This is a genomic window from Solimonas fluminis, from assembly GCF_002930645.1.
GTDB lineage: Bacteria > Pseudomonadota > Gammaproteobacteria > Nevskiales > Nevskiaceae > Solimonas_A > Solimonas_A fluminis.
On sequence record NZ_PSNW01000002.1, the window covers coordinates 367,901 to 384,877 of the forward strand.

General features: G+C 66.1%; 15 protein-coding genes. 12 read left to right on the forward strand and 3 right to left on the reverse strand.

Annotation, left to right across the window (positions count from 1 at the left end; all coding sequences use genetic code 11):
• Positions 1-48 precede the first annotated feature (48 nt).
• The 3 genes from C3942_RS05545 to C3942_RS21970 all read left to right on the forward strand — a co-directional run bounded on the left by C3942_RS05545 (position 49) and on the right by C3942_RS21970 (position 2,557).
• Positions 49-759, forward strand: a complete 711-nt coding sequence (locus C3942_RS05545) for a Crp/Fnr family transcriptional regulator (RefSeq protein WP_104229368.1) — start codon at positions 49-51, stop codon at positions 757-759.
• Between the two features lie 101 nt (positions 760-860).
• On the forward strand, positions 861-1,601 hold the full coding sequence (locus C3942_RS05550) for a sulfotransferase family protein (RefSeq protein ID WP_104229369.1): 741 nt from the start codon (positions 861-863) through the stop codon (positions 1,599-1,601).
• Positions 1,602-1,654: 53 nt separating this feature from the next.
• On the forward strand, positions 1,655-2,557 hold the full coding sequence (locus C3942_RS21970; RefSeq protein ID WP_133164236.1) for a hypothetical protein: 903 nt from the start codon (positions 1,655-1,657) through the stop codon (positions 2,555-2,557).
• A gap of 14 nt (positions 2,558-2,571) precedes the next feature.
• Here C3942_RS21970 and C3942_RS05560 read toward each other — a convergent pair whose 3' ends face one another.
• A complete protein-coding gene (locus C3942_RS05560; protein WP_104229371.1) occupies positions 2,572-3,189 on the reverse strand; it encodes a TetR/AcrR family transcriptional regulator in 618 nt (205 codons plus the stop codon).
• A 244-nt stretch (positions 3,190-3,433) separates the two neighbouring features.
• On the opposite strand from C3942_RS05560, the gene roxC (C3942_RS05565) reads away from it, so the two are divergent.
• Positions 3,434-5,875, forward strand: coding sequence for a putative rubber dioxygenase RoxC (gene roxC / locus C3942_RS05565; RefSeq protein WP_104229372.1), 2,442 nt, complete (start codon positions 3,434-3,436; stop codon positions 5,873-5,875).
• A 182-nt stretch (positions 5,876-6,057) separates the two neighbouring features.
• Here roxC (C3942_RS05565) and C3942_RS05570 read toward each other — a convergent pair whose 3' ends face one another.
• The gene (locus C3942_RS05570; RefSeq protein ID WP_165797331.1) at positions 6,058-6,708 is read right to left on the reverse strand and encodes a TetR/AcrR family transcriptional regulator; all 651 of its coding nucleotides are present in this window, start codon (positions 6,706-6,708) and stop codon (positions 6,058-6,060) included.
• Positions 6,709-6,841: 133 nt separating this feature from the next.
• On the opposite strand from C3942_RS05570, the gene roxC (C3942_RS05575) reads away from it, so the two are divergent.
• The 6 genes from roxC (C3942_RS05575) (at position 6,842) to C3942_RS05600 (ending at position 14,346) form a co-directional block, all read left to right on the forward strand.
• Entirely contained in the window at positions 6,842-8,911 is a 2,070-nt protein-coding gene (roxC, locus tag C3942_RS05575; RefSeq protein WP_165797332.1) for a putative rubber dioxygenase RoxC, read from the forward strand.
• A 150-nt stretch (positions 8,912-9,061) separates the two neighbouring features.
• Positions 9,062-11,455, forward strand: a complete 2,394-nt coding sequence (gene roxB / locus C3942_RS05580) for a rubber dioxygenase RoxB (RefSeq protein WP_133164238.1) — start codon at positions 9,062-9,064, stop codon at positions 11,453-11,455.
• A 159-nt stretch (positions 11,456-11,614) separates the two neighbouring features.
• Entirely contained in the window at positions 11,615-12,358 is a 744-nt protein-coding gene (locus C3942_RS05585) for a TerC family protein (RefSeq protein ID WP_104229376.1), read from the forward strand.
• Between the two features lie 13 nt (positions 12,359-12,371).
• Positions 12,372-13,433, forward strand: coding sequence for a histidinol-phosphate transaminase (hisC, locus tag C3942_RS05590; protein ID WP_104229377.1), 1,062 nt, complete (start codon positions 12,372-12,374; stop codon positions 13,431-13,433).
• A gap of 125 nt (positions 13,434-13,558) precedes the next feature.
• Positions 13,559-14,005, forward strand: coding sequence for a PaaI family thioesterase (locus C3942_RS05595; protein WP_104229539.1), 447 nt, complete (start codon positions 13,559-13,561; stop codon positions 14,003-14,005).
• A 2-nt stretch (positions 14,006-14,007) separates the two neighbouring features.
• The gene (locus tag C3942_RS05600; protein WP_104229378.1) at positions 14,008-14,346 is read left to right on the forward strand and encodes an MGMT family protein; all 339 of its coding nucleotides are present in this window, start codon (positions 14,008-14,010) and stop codon (positions 14,344-14,346) included.
• A gap of 27 nt (positions 14,347-14,373) precedes the next feature.
• On the opposite strand, the gene C3942_RS21975 is transcribed toward C3942_RS05600, so the two are convergent.
• Positions 14,374-15,135 (reverse strand): hypothetical protein, encoded by a 762-nt coding sequence (locus tag C3942_RS21975; RefSeq protein ID WP_133164239.1) that lies wholly within the window; start codon positions 15,133-15,135, stop codon positions 14,374-14,376.
• Between the two features lie 273 nt (positions 15,136-15,408).
• On the opposite strand from C3942_RS21975, the gene C3942_RS05605 reads away from it, so the two are divergent.
• Both C3942_RS05605 and C3942_RS05610 read left to right on the forward strand, forming a co-directional pair.
• The gene (locus tag C3942_RS05605; RefSeq protein ID WP_104229379.1) at positions 15,409-15,837 is read left to right on the forward strand and encodes an acyl-CoA thioesterase; all 429 of its coding nucleotides are present in this window, start codon (positions 15,409-15,411) and stop codon (positions 15,835-15,837) included.
• Entirely contained in the window at positions 15,834-16,958 is a 1,125-nt protein-coding gene (locus C3942_RS05610) for a zinc-dependent alcohol dehydrogenase family protein (protein WP_104229380.1), read from the forward strand. The genes C3942_RS05605 and C3942_RS05610 overlap by 4 nt, the downstream gene beginning before the upstream one ends.
• Positions 16,959-16,977 lie beyond the last annotated feature (19 nt).

Consider the following 16,977-nt stretch of genomic DNA (forward strand, 5'->3'; position numbering starts at 1 on the left):
GTGCAATGGAGCGACATGCGTAGAAGCTGCCCCGGGGTAGGTCACGCCATGGCATCGCATCCGCTGCAGAACCGGCTGCTCCGTGCCTTGCCCCCGCGGGAACGCGAACGTCTCTTTCCCCAGCTCAGCCTGGTGTCGCTGCTTCCCGGCGCGACGCTGCACGAACAGGCGGAAGTGCTGAGCCACCTCTACTTTCCTATCGATTCCATCGTCAGCCTCCTGCGCGTCATGAAGGATGGCGCCACCGCGCAGTTGGCCCTGGCCGGCAATGAGGGCGTGGTGGGCATCGGCCTTTTCCTGGGGCAGCCGGCCGCCACCAGCCGCGCCGTAGTGCAGAGCGCCGGGCATGCCTATCGCCTGGAGCGTAGCCGGCTGCGCGAAGAGCTGAGCCTGGAAGGTGGATTGCGGGCATTGCTTCAGGAGTACACGGGACGCCTGCTGGCGCAGATATCCCAAACCGCCGCCTGCACCCGTCACCATTCGGTTCACCAGCAATTCTGCCGCTGGCTGCTGATGAGCCTGGACCGCCTGCCGGGCAGCGAGCTGGTCATGACCCAGGAACTGCTCGCCACAACGCTCGGCGTGCGACGCGAGCGGCTGACCGAGGCCGCCAGCAAGCTGCAGGCCGCCGGCCTGATTCGCTACAGCCGCGGCCGCATCACCGTTCTGGACCGTCCGCGCCTGGAACAGGCTTCCTGCGAATGCTACGGATCGAACCAGAGCTCATCCGCCCCGCATCTCTGCGCTGCTGCGATCTGATCCGTTCGCAAGAGCAGGCGCATGCTTCACCAGTCGCGCGGAACTTTCCAACCGGCTCCTGCCCATCTGCTACGCTCCGCCTCGAGCCAACCGGGGGAGACATGGCACTCAAGATCATCGGCGTCGGCTTCGGCCGCACGGGGACGGAATCGCTCTACACCGCGCTGAACCAGCTCGGCTTGCCCTGCTACCACATGTTCGAGGTGGTCAAGAACAAGGCCAACAAGACCCACATCGACTTCTGGCTCAAGGTTGCCCGCTCAGAGCCCGGCACCCAACATGACTGGGAGCAGGTGTTCTCCCGCTACACCGCCGCCGTGGACAACCCCGCCTGTGTCGTCTGGCGCGAGCTGATGGCCGCGTACCCGGACGCCAAGGTGATCCTCACCCTGCATCCCAAGGGACCGCAGGCCTGGCATGAGAGCACCATGGAGACGATCTATTTCACCGAGAACCAGTGGCAGTTCCAGGTGCTGCGGGCCGTTACGCCCTTCGGCAGCAAGTTCGGCGAGATGACGCGCAAGCTCATCTGGCAGCGCGGCCACCAGAACACGATCACCAACCGCGAGAAGGCTATCGCCTACTACCGGCAGCACATCGAGACCATCAAGGCCGAAGTCCCCGCGGACAAGCTGCTGATCTTCTCGGCCGACCAGGGCTGGAACCCGCTCTGCGAATTCATCGGCAAGCCGGTGCCCACGACACCATTCCCCAACATCAACAGCCGCGCCCAGTTCCAGAAGATCAAGGGCGAGATGTCTAAGGGGGCTTACGTCATCATGGCGGCGGTAGCAGTCGCGGCAGGTGCCTTGATTTACGGGCTCTCACAGCTGCTGGGTTAGTGCCGCTTTCGTGCCCCTCTCTTGCGGAAAAGGGGCAAGGCGAGCAGGGAAGGTTGAATGTGTTAGCTGCACCGTTCGCCCAGAACCTGTCGAAGGGTGAATGCGGTGACACGCATCGCAGACGACTTAACCTGACAATCAATTCAGGTTGCCTGCCATCGCAAGGCTCCACTATTGTCGCTCTCATGTGGCCATTCACCAGCGCTCCGTTCATCCCGGAAGAATATTCAGAGTGGATTCTTCAGGGCTTTTCTTGGTTGATCGAAAACTGTGGTGGATATGAAGAGCTGAAGCGCACGCCGCTGATTACGCCGACGCCGGAGTATTTTCCAAACACGGACCTCAAGGGTCACGAGTTTGTTGCCTACATGTTCGAACAGGTCCGGAAGCTCGCAGGCCTGGAAGACTGGCCTTGTGTCCTAGAGCCACATTACGAGGACGAGGAGCCGCCGCAGCCTCATGCGGCACAAGGGCTCACGCAACATGAGTCCATTGCCGGAACGTTTTCAGAAGATCATGAGAGCGGCACCGCGACAATCACTTACGATCCTGCCCTAGGCCGTCAGCCGATAGCTCTTGTGGCAACCTTCGCCCATGAGCTTAGCCACTATCTGCTTCATAGAGTGGAGAACCCTCCCCCTGGAGGCTGGGAAATGTCGGAGCTTGCCACTGACCTTGCCGCGGTTTTCATGGGATTTGGAATATTCCAGGCTAACAGCGCGTTCAGCTTTCACCAGTTCACGGAAGGCACGACGGTGGGTTGGCGAAGTTCGAGCCGTGGCTATCTTTCCGCTCCCTCGCTTCTCTTCGCCCTGGCTATCTTCGTCGTCCTGACGGACGCTGATCCCAAGGTGGCGGAGCGGCATCTGAATGCCGACCTCGTAGGGCGCTATCGGCGTGCGTTGAAGCATGCGCACTCTTTCTTCGAGAGAATCCAGGCCATGAAGAGCTTGTGACTTGGCGAGTGCTGCTAAAGCAACTTCAACACCATATCCACCAACGTCCGAGTCAACCGTTCCCGCGACAGATGCGCCGGCCGATGCAGCACGGTCTGCAGCACCGCCGCCCAGGTCATGTTCATCAGCAGGTAGGTGCTGGCCTCGGGGTCTTCGAAGTGGATGACGCGCTGGCTCTTGTACTGGCCTTCCTTCGCGAACTGCTGCAGCGTGCGCGAGAACTCCCGCACCTCGGGGATGTTCCAGAAGAAGGGCACCTCGCGTAGCGACACCCGCAGCAGGTCCTCACGCTTTTCCAGCGCGGCGATCATGCCGCGCATCCAATGGTCGATGCCGTCGTGCGGTTGTTTGGGCAGGGCGAGTGCGGCGCGCAGGCTGGTGCCCACTTCATCCATCACCTCGCGCAGGGCGCGGGCCAGCGCGGCCGCGACCAGGGATTGCTTGTGGGGGAAGTATTCGTAGAGCGAGCCGATGCTGACGCCGGCCACCTCCGCGACGCGGTTGGTGGAAATGGCTTCGTAGCCCTCTTCGACCAAGAGCCGAGTACAGGCATCCAGCATGGCCTCGACGGAGGCCCTGGCCCGCGCCTGCTGCGGTTTCTTTTTGGGCGTCAGATCAATTGCCTGCGCCATCGTTTGTCCCCTCCTGCTCGGTCTCCGCAGGCCCCCGGCCGAAACCGAGTAGTACCTGAGTCCTGGCTCGGGTTAGCTTAGGCCCGAGCGGGAAGTTCCGGAAGTAGCTTTTGGGGCCGGCTGGCGTCGGAGGGGTTCACCCTTCGACAGGCTCAGGGCGAACGGAAGCGGCTCGAGGACTTCCCCCAATAAATGGCCAAGCGGCAAAGACCGCGGCCAACCTGCGTGGGGAGGAGAGCCCTATATGAAGTACGCGTTCCGCGGCCGCCTGGCGGCATTGTCCCTGCTGGTCCTGCTTTCGGCTTGCGCGCCGGGGCGCAGCGATCCGGTCTCCGGCGATACGGGCGGCGCCCGCAGCATGGAGGAGCACTTCAGCAGCCAGGTGCAGCCTCGTCTCGATTTCTGCCGCAGCTGCCACATCCCCGGCGGCGTGGCCGACGTGGAGAACGGCAAGGACTTCATGCTCTCCAGTCGCAAGGCGGATGACCTGGAGAACCTGCGTGCGAGCTGGGAGCGCCTGGGCAAGAACAACCCCACCTCGCGCATCCTGCTGATGGCCTCGGGCCAGGAGACGCCGCATACCGGAGGCGCGCCCTGGCCGGTGGGCAGCGATGCCTACAAGGCGATGGAGGCGCTGCTCAAGTGCTTCGAGAATCCGGTGCAGTGCACGCTGACCGGCGGCGGCGTGGTGCAGGAGCTGCCGCTGCTCGGCAGCAAGCACGCGGTGCATGTCTGGAACAGCTACTGCAAGGACCGGCCGGACAACGCGCTGCTGCCGCGCGACCCGCGCACGGCGATCCAGCCGGGCGTCAATGCAGGCAAGGCGGTGTACTACAACGCCTGGTGGCAGGACTGCCACGCCAAGCTGCCGCCGGAGGAGCAGCAGGCCAAGACCTGCGGCGAGTACCGTGCGCGCCGCGACAGCGGCTTCCACTTCCTGATGGACGAGCTGCCGGGCGGCAACATGACGGCGGAGGACTACGACAACAGCTGGCAGAAGTGGGGCCTGGACAAGCGTCCGGAGAACTTCGACCAGATGTATACGCTGCGCTACGGGCTCAACGCCGCGCCCTTCCGCAACCCCTACCCGCGCAACGGCGAAGACCCGAATGCGCCGGGTGTGGACGGCGGCAGCGGCCAGCTTCCGCTGGGCCTGCGCCAGCTGAAGGACGAGAACGGCAAGTGGACCGGCAAGATCGGCAGCGGCGCCTGCTTCCAGTGCCACGGCGGCCAGATCGGCGATCCCAGCTCCGGCGACATCATCGCGGGCGTGGAAAGCCTGGGCATCGGCAACAACAACTACGACACGCTGATGAACGGCCGCGACAACGCGCCCTGGGCCAACACCATCCTGGCGCCGATCCTGCCGACGCTGGACGTGGGCACGCTGTTCAACATCGGCGTGCAGCAGCGCGGACAGAACAACGCGGTGGGTGCCTTCGAACTGCTGAACACGATCCTGGACGTGGACAGCCTGGGCCTGAACCCGATCCCGGTGAAGATGTTCGTGAACCCGGAGAATCCGCTGGGCGGCGTGGGGGACATCGCCCACCCGCTGGCCCACACGCAGGACACGCCGGCCTGGTGGAACATGGGCTCGCGCCCGCGCAAGTTCTTCGACGCCGGCGTCTCCAACGACAGCACGCGCATCATCATGGCCGCCGGCCCCGGCGAGTTCGGCCAGCTCATCAGCGCCGACGGCAAGTACTACCGCGACCGCGTCGAGCAGTACGACCAGGACCTGGAAGCCTTCTTCCTGTCGCTGCGCTCGCCGCCGTATCCGCGCGCCATCGACACCAGGCTGGCGGAGCAGGGCGCCATCCTGTTCCACAGCAAGGACCTCTGGGCCGCGGGCCTGGAGAACCCGCGGCCGAAGCCGGCCGGCGGCAACGGCTCCTGCGCGAGCTGCCACGGCGTGTACTCGCCGCGCTACGTGCATGACGAGAGCTATCTGGAGTCGCCGGACCTGGAGGGCGTGGCCGGCCACATCGTGGAGCTAAACGTGATCGGCACCGATCCGGCGCGCTCCGACATGCTCACGCCGACGCTGCGCCTGCAGTGGGACACCACCTACTGGGGCTACCCGGAAGGCGCGGAAGGCTACGTCTCGCCAGACGACAAGAACCCGGCCGTGGAGCTTCTGGACGACATGAACCCGCTGCGCCCGGTGGGCGTCTGCGGCTGGCAGAAGGACGTGATCGGCTACCAGGCGCCGCCGCTGTACGGTGTCTGGGCCACCGCTCCCTACCTGCACAACGGCTCGGTGCCCACGCTGGAGCAGCTGCTGGATTCGTCCCGGCGGCGGCCCATCTGGCGCCGCCAGCTGCAGACCGTCGATGGCGTCACCGGCTTCGACCAGCGCCTGGGCGAGGCCTACGACTTCAGCGCGGTGGGCTGGAAGCACGAGGTGCTGGCCTGCGGCGACATGCCGGGCAACCTGCTGCTCAACTGCAATCCCATCGCGCGCGACAATCCGTCGCTGGTGCAGATCGTGCAGAACCTGCTGAACAGTACGGTGAGCTACGCCGGCCTGGTGCTGCTGCCGGATCCGACGCCGGGCGGCTTCGACAAGCGCCTGGTCTACGACACGCGCATCCTGGGCAACAGCAATTCGGGCCACGACTTCAGCGACGTGCTGACCGAGCAGGAGCGCAAGGCGGTGATCGAGTACCTGAAGACGCTGTAGCGCTGCTGCCATCGCTTTCGGCAGCCGGCTTGCACGCGGCAAACCGGATACACTCCAGGCATTCCCTCTCCATGCGAGAGGACACGGAGTTGTTAGGGGGAGGCACCATTGCCGCCACGTTCCGCCAACAGGGGACGGGCGGCGATTTTTTTGGCGGGGCGGGACAGCCTCCCCGGCCGTCGCTACGCCGCCCTTGCCTGCCTCACCACCACCTGCCGCACATAGGGCCCGAGGTAGCGCAGCATCGCGCGCGTGGCCTCCTCCCGGTAGGCATCCGTGACGTGCCCGTGCAGCAGCACGGAATGGCGCAGGCAGGTCGTGCCCAGCTCCACCGCCAGCACCATCACGTCCACCGGCTCGCGCGGCAGCGCGATGCCGGCATCGGCAAACAGCCGCTGCGACAGGCTGCCGAGGTGGTCGATGGTCATGGCCTGCGCGCGGTAGGTCTCGTCGGTCTGCGCGCCGCCCAGGATCAGCATCCGCGCCACCGGACGCTCGTTGTGGAAGCGCGCGGCGGCGTCCACGGTCAGGCGCACCTGCTCCTTCCAGGAGATGCCCGGATGCTCGGCCGGCAGGGCCAGCAGCCGTTCCTCCAGGGCCTGCAACTCGCGCCGGGCCAGCTCGTTGAGCACCGAGTACGGCGTCGGGAAGAAGTTGTAGATGCTGGCCCGCGTGAAGCCCAGGCGCTGCGCCAGCGCGGGGATCGAGAAGGCCGAAATCCCTTCTTCGGTCAGCAGTTTGCGCGCCTCGTCCAGCACCAGGCCAAAGCGCGCCTGGCCGCGCTGCTGCGAGGGCGCTCGGGGGGCGGAGAGGCCGGCCTGGAGGTCGTTCATGGAGCAAGGATACCCGCCTTGACCACAAAAGCCTACAAATGTATGGTTTCGCCATAAACCTACAAATGTAGGGTTTCTGGTTGGGCGGCTCGCCAAGAGGCCGACGCCGGACCCCCGGTCGGGAGGAGAGACGATGCGGCAAGCCTGGATGGTGGCGGTGCTCTGCGGCGGCCTGGCGCTGTCGGCCTGCTCGCGCAGCGATGCGCCCGGCGCGGCGGCCGGCGGCCGCGAGGACACCGGGGGCGGGACGGAGCCGCCGGTGCAGGAGCGCGCGCTGCTCGGCAGCACCCATGCACGCTCCTTCATGGACGAGTTCTGCGAAGGGCAGCCGGACACGGCGACGCTGCCGCAGGACCCGCGCGAGCTGATCCGCCCCGGCGTGAACCAGGGCCGGGCGGTGGCCTTCAACGCCTGGTGGCAGGACTGCACCGGCCCGTCCAGCAACCCGCGGCGCAAGCCGCAGAACTGCGGCGAGTACCGCCGCCGCGCGCAGGCCGGCGAGGCGCTGATGCGCACGGGCCTGGCGATGAGCTTCCACGGCCGCGGCCTGGTCAGCGCCAGCTCCTACAACAACCTCTGGCAGCGCTGGGGCCTTGCCGCGCGGCCGGCGGATTTCGACGCGCAGGCGCGGCGCCGCTACGGCCTGCCCCAGGCGTCCTTCCCCAATCCCTATCCGCTGCCGGACGAGGACCCGCTGGCCAGCAACGGCGGCTCCGGCGAACTGCCCGCGGGCCTCACGCAGGTGAAGGACGCGGACGGCCACTACACCGGCACCATCGGCATCACCTGCGACATCTGCCACAGCGGCGAGCTGGACGTGGCCGGCAAGGACTTCGTCTCCGGCCTGGGCGCCAACACGGCAGACATGCAGCTGCTGCTGTCGGACCTGCTGATCCCGCTGCTGCCCATCGGCCTCAACGACACGCGCGGCGTGACCAACGCGGAAGGACTCTCGGGCCTGCTGATCGGCCTTCTCGACATCGACTCGCTGGGCCTGCGTCCGGAAAGCACGCTGCTGATGCAGCTGCCCGGCAACACCTCCGGCGCGGGCGACACCAAGATGCCGGCCTGGTGGAACGCCAGCCACCGGCCGCGCAAGTTCTGGGACGGCGGCTTCTCCTACGACGCGGCGCGGCTCGACAGCGCCATCCTCAACCTGCTGCGGCCGCTGGAGTCGCCGCTGGGCATGGACAAGGAGCACAACCGCCGGCAGCGCGAGATCATCGAGACGCAGAGCATCGACACGCAGGCCTACATCGAGTCGCTGCGTTCGCCGCCATACCCGGGAACGGTGAACGAGCCGCTGGCGCAGGCGGGTGCGATCCTGTTCCACGCCAAGGACCTCTGGGCCTCGGGCAAGAACGGCGACATTCCCCGGCCGCCCACCAACGGCTCCTGCGCCGGCTGCCACGGCGTGTACTCGGAGCGCTACGCCCACGATCCGGCCTTCCTCGAGGATCCGCGGCTGCGCGGCATGGCCGGCTATATCGCGCCCATCGAGCAGATCCGCACCGACCGGCAGCGGCTGGATGGTTTCACCAAGCCGCTGCTGGAGTTGATGAGCAGCTCCTGGTTCTCGTACCCCGAGGGCTCGGAAGGCTACGTGGCGCCGGACCAGAAGAACGCGCTGCAGGAGCGCCTGGACGATTTCGCCGTGTTCACCGGCACGCGCGTGAAGGGGGCCTGCACCTGGCAGGGCGCCCTGCCGGAGGACGCGGTGGGCTACCTCTCCCCGCCGCTGCACGGCATCTGGGCAACGGCGCCCTACCTGCACAACGCTTCGGTTCCGGATGTCTGGAGCCTGCTGGATCCGGACGCCCGTCCCGCGGTGTGGCGCCGACAGCTCACGGCGGAGCTGGGCGAGCAGGGCCTGGAGACCGGCGCGGCCGCCTACGATGCCGACCGCCTGGGCTGGAAGCACGACGTGCTGATCTGCGGCGCGGGCGGCCTGCCCTATGTGTCCTGCGAGCCGGAAAACGCGCCGCCGGCCCTCACCGCGCTGGTGGAATTCATCAACACCGTGCCGGGCACGCTCAACAGCCTCGGCTACCAGGTCACGCCGCCGCTGGGCCGTGCCGCGGTGCAGGAGCGGATGATCTTCAACAGCCATCAGTTCGCCAAGAGCAACGGCGGGCATGATTTCACGCGCGCGCTGAGCGACACCGAGCGGCGCGCGATCATCGAGTACCTGAAGACGCTGTAGCCGTCGGCGGCCATGACCAGGGGTGTCCTGCCATTCGATCCCTGCGGGAGCCGGCTTGCTGGCGACGGGTTTCGTACGCGGGTATCTTCAATGCCAAAGGCGCCAGCCGGTGAGGACCGGCATGTCGCCCAGTCACCCGAGGACTGACACATGAAAACCCAAGTGGGCCTTCGCGTCGCCGCCGTCCTGCTCCCGGCCCTGCTGCTGGCCGCCTGCGGCGAGTACAGCGGCCGCAGCAACGGTGTTTCCGGCGGCGGTAACTCGCCCCGCAGCATGGGCGAACTCTTCAGCGGCCAGGTGCAGCCGCGCCTGGACTTCTGCCGCAGCTGCCACATCGACGGCGGCGCCGGCGACGTCGAGGACGGGCAGGACTTCATGCTCCATCCCACCGACAAGTCGCAGGACATGGCCTTGCTGCGGCTGAGCTGGGAGCGCCTGGGCAGGAACAACCCCACCTCGCGCATCCTGCTGATGGCCTCGGGCCAGGAAACCCCGCACAGCGGCGGCGCGCCCTGGCCGGTGGGCAGCGACGCCTACAAGGCCATGGACGTGCTGCTCAAGTGCTTCGAGGACGAGAGTGCCTGCGCCGGCTTGCTGAGCAGCATCGGCGGCGGCGCGGTGGTGGAGCGGCCGCTGCTGGGCAGCCGCCGCGGTGGGCACTACTGGTTCGACTACTGCGAGGGCAAGCCGGACAATACCGAGGTGCCGCCGGACCCGCGCGAGCTCGTGACGCCGGGCGTCAATGCCGGCAAGGCCGTGTACATGAACGCCTGGTGGCAGACCTGCCAGGAGGACAACCACCCGGGCACCTGCGGCGAACTGCGCGCGCGCTCCGAGCGCGGCTACCCGCTGGTGGCCAGCGACGGCGAGGTGGGCGCCGGCCATTTCTTCGGCGGCAACTATCCGACGGCGTTCTATGCCTTCGACGCGGAGCTCTACAACCAGATGTGGGACCGCGTCTGGAAGCTGGACGCGCGCCCGCAGAATTTCGACGAACTGGTGGCGGAGCGCTGGGGCATGCCGCTCTCGCCCACGCCCAATCCCTATCCGCTGCCGGACGAAGATCCCAATGATCCGCTCAAGCCCGGCGGCAGCGGCCAGTTGCCGATGGGCGTCACGCAGCTGCGCAACGAGGACGGCAGCTGGACCGGCAAGCTCAACGTCACCTGCAGCATCTGCCACGGCGGCGGCGTGGGCGACAAGGGCGACGGCCCCGGCCTGGGCGCGATGTACGGCACCAACTCGCTGTCCGATATCACCGTGATGTTCAGCGATCTCGCGCGGCTGGCGCCGCAACAGAGCGCGCTGGCGCTGATCTCGCAGAACAAGGTGCGCGGCACCGGCAACATCACCAACTTCCAGCTCTTCGGTACGCTGACGATCACCGACGTGCCGGGCCTGCCCGGCTATCTCTCCATCCAGACGCAGCCTTCCACCGGCACCGAGGATCCGCCGGTCTGGTGGAACGTGGGCAGCCGCTCCGCCAAGTTCTTCGACGGCGGCCAGGTGATGGATGCCAAGCGCATCGAGCTGTCCTTCCACTTCCCCAACACGCCGTTCCACTTCGACATGGCGGCGGACAAGCAATGGATTCTCGACCACCAGCAGGACAGCGATGCCTGGATCATGTCGCTGAAGTCCCCTGCCTGGCCGGAGAACAAGCTCGGCGAGATCGACACCGCGCTGGCGCAACAGGGCGCGATCCTGTTCCACAGCAAGGACCTCTGGGCTGCCAAGCTCAACAATCCGGTGCCGAAGCCGCCGGGAGGCAACGGCTCCTGCGCGAGCTGCCACGGCGCCTATTCGCCGCGCTTCGTGCACGACCCGGCCTACCTCGACACGCCGCTGCTGGAAGGCATCGCCGCCAACATCGTGCCCATCGAGGTGATCGGCACCGACCGCCGACGCCTCGACGGCAACAGCCAGCTCGTGGCCCTGGCCGCGCGCAGCAACTGGTTCGCCTACAACGACGGCGAGAAGAACGAGAACGGCGTATCGCTCTGCGCGGACTGGAACGACACCGCGCTGCGCGGCGACCGCAAGCTGGGCTACCTCGCGCCGCCGCTCTACGGCGTCTGGGCGACGGCGCCGTACTTCCACAACGGTGCGGTGCCCAACCTCTGGCAGGTGCTGCAGCCCGCCGACCGCCCCGCGATCTGGCGGCGACTGTCCAAGCCGGCGCCGGCCGGGCTGGAGGGCAAGGTGGTGATGGGCTTCGACTCCGCGCTGGCCACCGGCTACGACAGCACCGACATCGGCTGGAAGTACGAGACCCTGAGCTGCGGCGTGGGCTCCATGCCCTTCATCGACTGCCAGGACGACCCCGACGGCGCCACCATCCAGGATGCGCTCTCACTGGTCTGGGCCAACGGCGGCCTGGCCTGGAACCTGATCAACGCCCCGATCCTGACCGACGCCCAGGTGGAGGACCGCAAGGTCTACAACAGCTTCTACTACAGCCAGGACAAGGGCGGCCACGAGTTCACCCGCGTGCTGACGGACCAGGAGAGAAGGGCGCTGATCGAGTACATGAAGACGCTGTGAGGGACCAGGCAACAGGGGACCCCTCACGAGGCTACCCGGCACGAACGGATTGTCGTGAGTTCGGAGATTCCTATTTGATATCAGCTGGTTAAGAATGGCCGGCCCGGCCCTTGCGAGCGTCTCGGCTAGAATGCGCCCCTCTTTTAGGCCCTGAACGCCATGGAATTCCTGACCTCTCCCGAACTCTGGATCGCCCTGATCACCCTGGCCGCGCTCGAAATCGTGCTCGGCATCGACAACATCATTTTCCTGTCGATCATGGCGAACAAGCTGCCGGAGCATCAGCGCGCCCGCGCCCGCACCATCGGCCTGGCCGGCGCCTGCCTCACGCGCATCGCGCTGCTGATGTCGCTGGCCTGGGTGGCACGCCTGACCGAGCCGTTGTTCCATGTCGGCGACTTCGGCGTATCCGGCCGCGCCATCATCCTGATCGGCGGCGGCCTGTTCCTGCTGGGCAAGAGCGCGCTGGAGATCCACGAGTCGGTGGAGGGCGACGGACACGGCCCGGACGACGTGATCGGCAAGGTGGCCAGCGTCAGCTTCGCCTCCATCATCGTGCAGATCATGATCCTGGACATCGTGTTCTCGCTGGACTCGGTGATCACCGCCGTGGGCATGACCAACAACATCCCGGTCATGGTGGCCGCCATCGTCATCGCCATCGGCGTGATGATGTTCTTCTCCGGCGCGGTGGGCCGCTTCGTGGAGCGCCATCCCACCATCAAGATCCTGGCGCTGTCCTTCCTGATCATGATCGGCATGGTGCTGATCGGCGAGGGCATGGGCTTCCACGTGCCCAAGGCCTACGTCTATGTCGCCATGGGCTTCTCCGTCGCCGTCGAGATGCTCAACATCCGCATGCGCGGCAAGATCGAAAAGAAGGAATCGCAGGTCGAGCTGTAAGAGAGGGAATGCGATGAGCCGTTTCTGGAGCGCCGTGGTCCATGGCCTGACGCCCTATGTGCCGGGCGAGCAGCCCAAGATCGCGGACCTGATCAAGCTCAACACCAACGAGAACCCCTACCCGCCCTCGCCCAAGGCGATGGCGGCGATGGCGGCGGCGGTGAACGAGGCCCTGCGCCTGTATCCGGACCCGAACGCGGATGCGCTCAAGGGCGCCATCGCCGGATTCCACGGGCTGAAGGCCGCGCAGGTGTTCGTCGGCAACGGCTCCGACGAGGTGCTGGCCTTCGTGTTCCAGGGGCTGCTGAAGCACGAGCGGCCGATCCTGTTCCCGGACATCACCTACAGCTTCTACCCGGTGTACTGCGGGCTCTACGGCGTGGCGTTCACCAAGGTCCCGCTGGACCCGGCCTTCCGCATCCGCGTGGCGGACTACGCGCAGCCCAACGGCGGCGTGATCCTGCCCAACCCGAACGCGCCCACCGGCTGCCTGCTGCCCCTGGCCGATATCGAGACGCTGCTCCGCGCCAACGCCGGCTCCGTGGTGGTGGTGGACGAGGCCTACATCGACTTCGGCGGCGAGTCCGCCGCGGCGCTGGTGGACCGCTACCCCAACCTGCTGGTGGTGCAGACCCTGTCCAAGTCGCGTTCGCTCGCCGGCATGCGCGTGGGCTACGCGCTGGGCCATCCGGAGCTGATCGAAGGCCTGGAGCGCATCAAGAACAGCTTCAACTCCTACCCGCTGGACCGCGTGGCCCAGGCCGGCGCGACGGCGGCCATGGAAGACCGCGAGTACTTCGACCGGACCCGCGGTGCGGTGATCGCCAGCCGCGAACGGCTGGCGGCGCAGCTCGCGACACTGGGTTTCGAGGTGCTGCCGTCGGCCGCCAACTTCGTGTTCGCGCGCCACCCCGGACATGACGCCGCGCAGCTCGCGGCGGCGCTGCGCGAGCGCAAGATCATCGTGCGGCACTTCAAGTCGGCCCGCATCGAGCAGTTCCTGCGCATCACCATCGGCACGGATGAGCAATGCGGGGCGCTGGTGACGGCGCTGCGGGACATCCTGAAGGGCTAGTTTTTTACATGTGGGAGCGGCTTCAGCCGCGATCTCCGGAAATCGCGGCTGAAGCCGCTCCCACGGAAGAAAGGCCCGGCGCTATGATTCCCCCGCGGCATCCCGCCGCGTCCCGGATGCTGCCCATGTCCGCCGGTTCCGCCCAGGCCGCCGCCATCGACGAAGCCCGCCGCATCTATGCGACGGCGCCCTACATCCAGAACCTCGGTGCCCAGGTGGTGGAGGCCGGACCGGGCCGCCTCGTCGCGGAATTCCCGCTGGCGCCGCACCTCACCCAGCACCATGGCCTGCTGCATGCCGGGGCCGCCGCCACGCTGGCGGACCATACGGCGGGCGCCGCGGCCACCACGCTGCTGCAGCCCGGCCAGGCGGTGCTGACGGTGGAGTTCAAGATCAACGTCCTGCGGCCCGGCCGCGCCCCGCGCTACCGCTGCGAATCCGAGGTGCTCAAGCCCGGACGCCGCATCAGCGTGGTGGAGTCCTCGGTCTGGGGTGTCTTCGACGACGGCCGGCGCGAACTGCAGTCCAAGGCCACGGTCACACTGGCCGTGGTGGACGCGGAGGGCATCTGAACATGGGCAAGCTGCAGGAAGACTTCGAGAAGATCTGGGCCACCATCCGCCGCGTGCCGCTGGGCCGCGTCGCCACCTACGGCCAGATCGCTGCCGAGGCCGGCTTCGTCAGGCGTCCCCGCCTCACCGCCCAGGCCCTGGCGCATGTGCCGCCGGGCATGGAGATTCCCTGGCACCGCATCATCAACGCCCAGGGCAAGAGCTCCATGCCCGAAGGCAGCCGCGGCAACCGCGAGCAGCTCAAGCGGCTGAAGAACGAGGGCGTGAAGATCGTGAAGGGCAAGATCGACCTCGAGGTCTACCGCTGGCGGCCGCGTTCGCTGGCGCCGCTGCTGGACTGAGCCTGATTTCGATTCAAGAAAACCTGACTAAGCAGTACCCATTTCAGCGTCGGCTCTCGCCTGAAGTCGAGCGACTCTTACCATCGCTGCGAAATCCTTACTAGAGTCGAAGTCTCGTGTGATCGCAACCGGCTCGAGACGTGCGCCAAGAGACAGCTGCTGGAAATTTCGACCGAACTTTCGATTGTCAGCCTTTATGTATGCGACAGTCCGGCCGAAGTAAAACCTATAGGCACGTACTTGATTCCACTTTTCGGGTAGTGGGTCCATCATTGCATCAGCAAGGCTTTCTCGTTCTTTACTGACTTGCCAACGAGAAAGAAGTGAGGAGAATCTGTGAGCCTCGGGATGCGTGGGATCAAGAAATGCGGCTTTTGCCATCTCCTCCAACGGCCCGAGGCGAACATTGGAATAGTAATCTTGCCCGGACACAGATGCTCGCCAAAGCGTACCTACTAAGAATTTCTGAAGCAGAGTTTGATCTATTCCTTTTCCAGTGAAGGCAACTATCCGACCATGACGGATCACAGGTTCGAAGAGCGAGTCGAATTCTTGAATTAGAATTTTCGCGCCATAGTTGTCGGGAGCTGCGAACAAACCTTCGCACTCGGCACAAAGAATGTTTGAGTCGTAAACTCCTATGGGGGACTTCTTTTTGAAATGTCCCTTACGACTCGATACCAAGATAGGAGTTTCTCCTGGCACTTTTAGCTGTCGAAAGAATGCTTCGGGGATGATATGGGCTTTTATAAGCCTTCTATCGGCGCCACAGAATTTGCATAGCGGCATACGTCATCTCCGAAAGTGGGTCCTACGATCTACCCACACGCTAATTACCAGCAGGAGTGAAGCTGCGCAAGAAATTCTAAGCGGTTGCTGGCAGCACCCCCCCCCTGCCGTTCGGTGGTGTCCAGTCCTTGCGAAGAGCTTTCAATCTAATGAGCGCGATCTATGCGCCCATTGCCAAGCGCCCTAGGGCTATGAAAGGCTGAGCGTCTCATCTAGGCATCCTGCTCTAGATTGCTTGAATAGCCGTTAGGCGTCAGAGGAATAAGGACTTTAATGAGCGCCCGCGCCGGATACCCGCACTTCCAGCCCATCACCACCCGCTGGAAGGACAACGACATCTACGGTCACGTCAACAACGTCGAGTACTACAGCTACTTCGACACCGTCATCAACACCTTCCTGATCCGCCAGGGCGGGCTGGACATCCACAGGGGCCCCAACATCGGTCTCTGCGTGGAATCGCACTGCCGCTTCGACGCGCCGCTGGAGTTCCCCGAGACGGTCAACGCCGGCCTGCGCGTGGTGAAGCTGGGCAACTCCAGCGTGCGCTACGAGATCGGCCTGTTCCGCGAGGACGACGACAAGCCGGCGGCCGAAGGCTGGTTCGTCCACGTCTTCGTGGACCGCGAGACGCGCCGCCCCGCACCGTTGCCCGAGACCCTGCGTGCCGCGCTGCAGAAGCTGTCCAAGGAGTCCGCATGAAAGTTCGTGCCGCCGTGCTGCGCCAGATGGGCCTGCCTGCCCCTTACGCGCAGTCCAAGCCCCTGGTGATCGAGACCGTGGAGCTGGACCCGCCGGGCCCCGGCGAGATCCTGGTCAAGGTGCTGGCCGCGGGCCTCTGCCATTCCGACCTGTCGGTGATCGACGGCTCGCGCCCGCGCGTAATGCCCATGGTCATGGGCCACGAGGCCGCCGGCGAGGTGGTGCAGGCCGGCGAGGGCGTGACGGACCTCAAGCCCGGTGACCGCGTGGTGTTCTCCTTCGTGCCGGTCTGTGGCCACTGCCTGCCCTGCGCCAGCGGCCGCCCTGCGCTCTGCGAGCCCGGCGCCAAGGCCAATGTCGCCGGCACGCTGCTGTCCGGCGAGCGCCGCTGGCATGACGCGGAGCCGCTTAACCATCACCTGGGCGTGTCGGCCTTTGCCGACCACACCGTGGTGTCGGCCCGCTCGGCGGTGAAGATCGACCCTGCCCTGAAGCCCGAGATCGCGGCGCTGTTCGGCTGCGCGGTGATGACCGGCATGGGCGCCGTGGTGAACACCGCCCGCGTGTCCCCCGGCGAGAGCGTGGCGGTGTTCGGCCTGGGCGGCGTCGGCCTGTCCGCCGTGCTCGGCGCCAAGGCCGCCGGCGCCTATCCGCTGGTGGCGGTGGACGTGGTGCCGCAGAAGCTGGAGCTCGCCCGCGAATTGGGCGCCACCCACTGCATCCAGGCCGGCCCCGGCGTGGACGTGGCGGCGCTGATCAAGGAAGCGACGGCCGGCGGCGTGCATCACGCCATCGAGAGCGTCGGCCACGAGCAGGTGCTGGCCCAGGCCTACGCCGCCACCCGCCGCGGCGGCACCACGATCACCGTGGGCCTGCCGCATCCGTCCAAGCAGTTCTCCATCTCCGCCGTAAGCCTGGTGGCGGAAGAACGCACGGTGAAGGGCTCGTACCTGGGCTCCTGTGTGCCCACCCGAGACATCCCGCGCTTCATCGCCCTGCATCAGGCCGGGCAACTGCCGGTGGAGAAGCTGCTGACGCAGACTATCCGGCTGGAGGAGATCAACGAGGCCTTCGACAAGCTGGCGGCGGGGCTGGCGGTAAGACAGGTGGTGGTGTTCTGAGGCCTGGCAGGAATTGAAG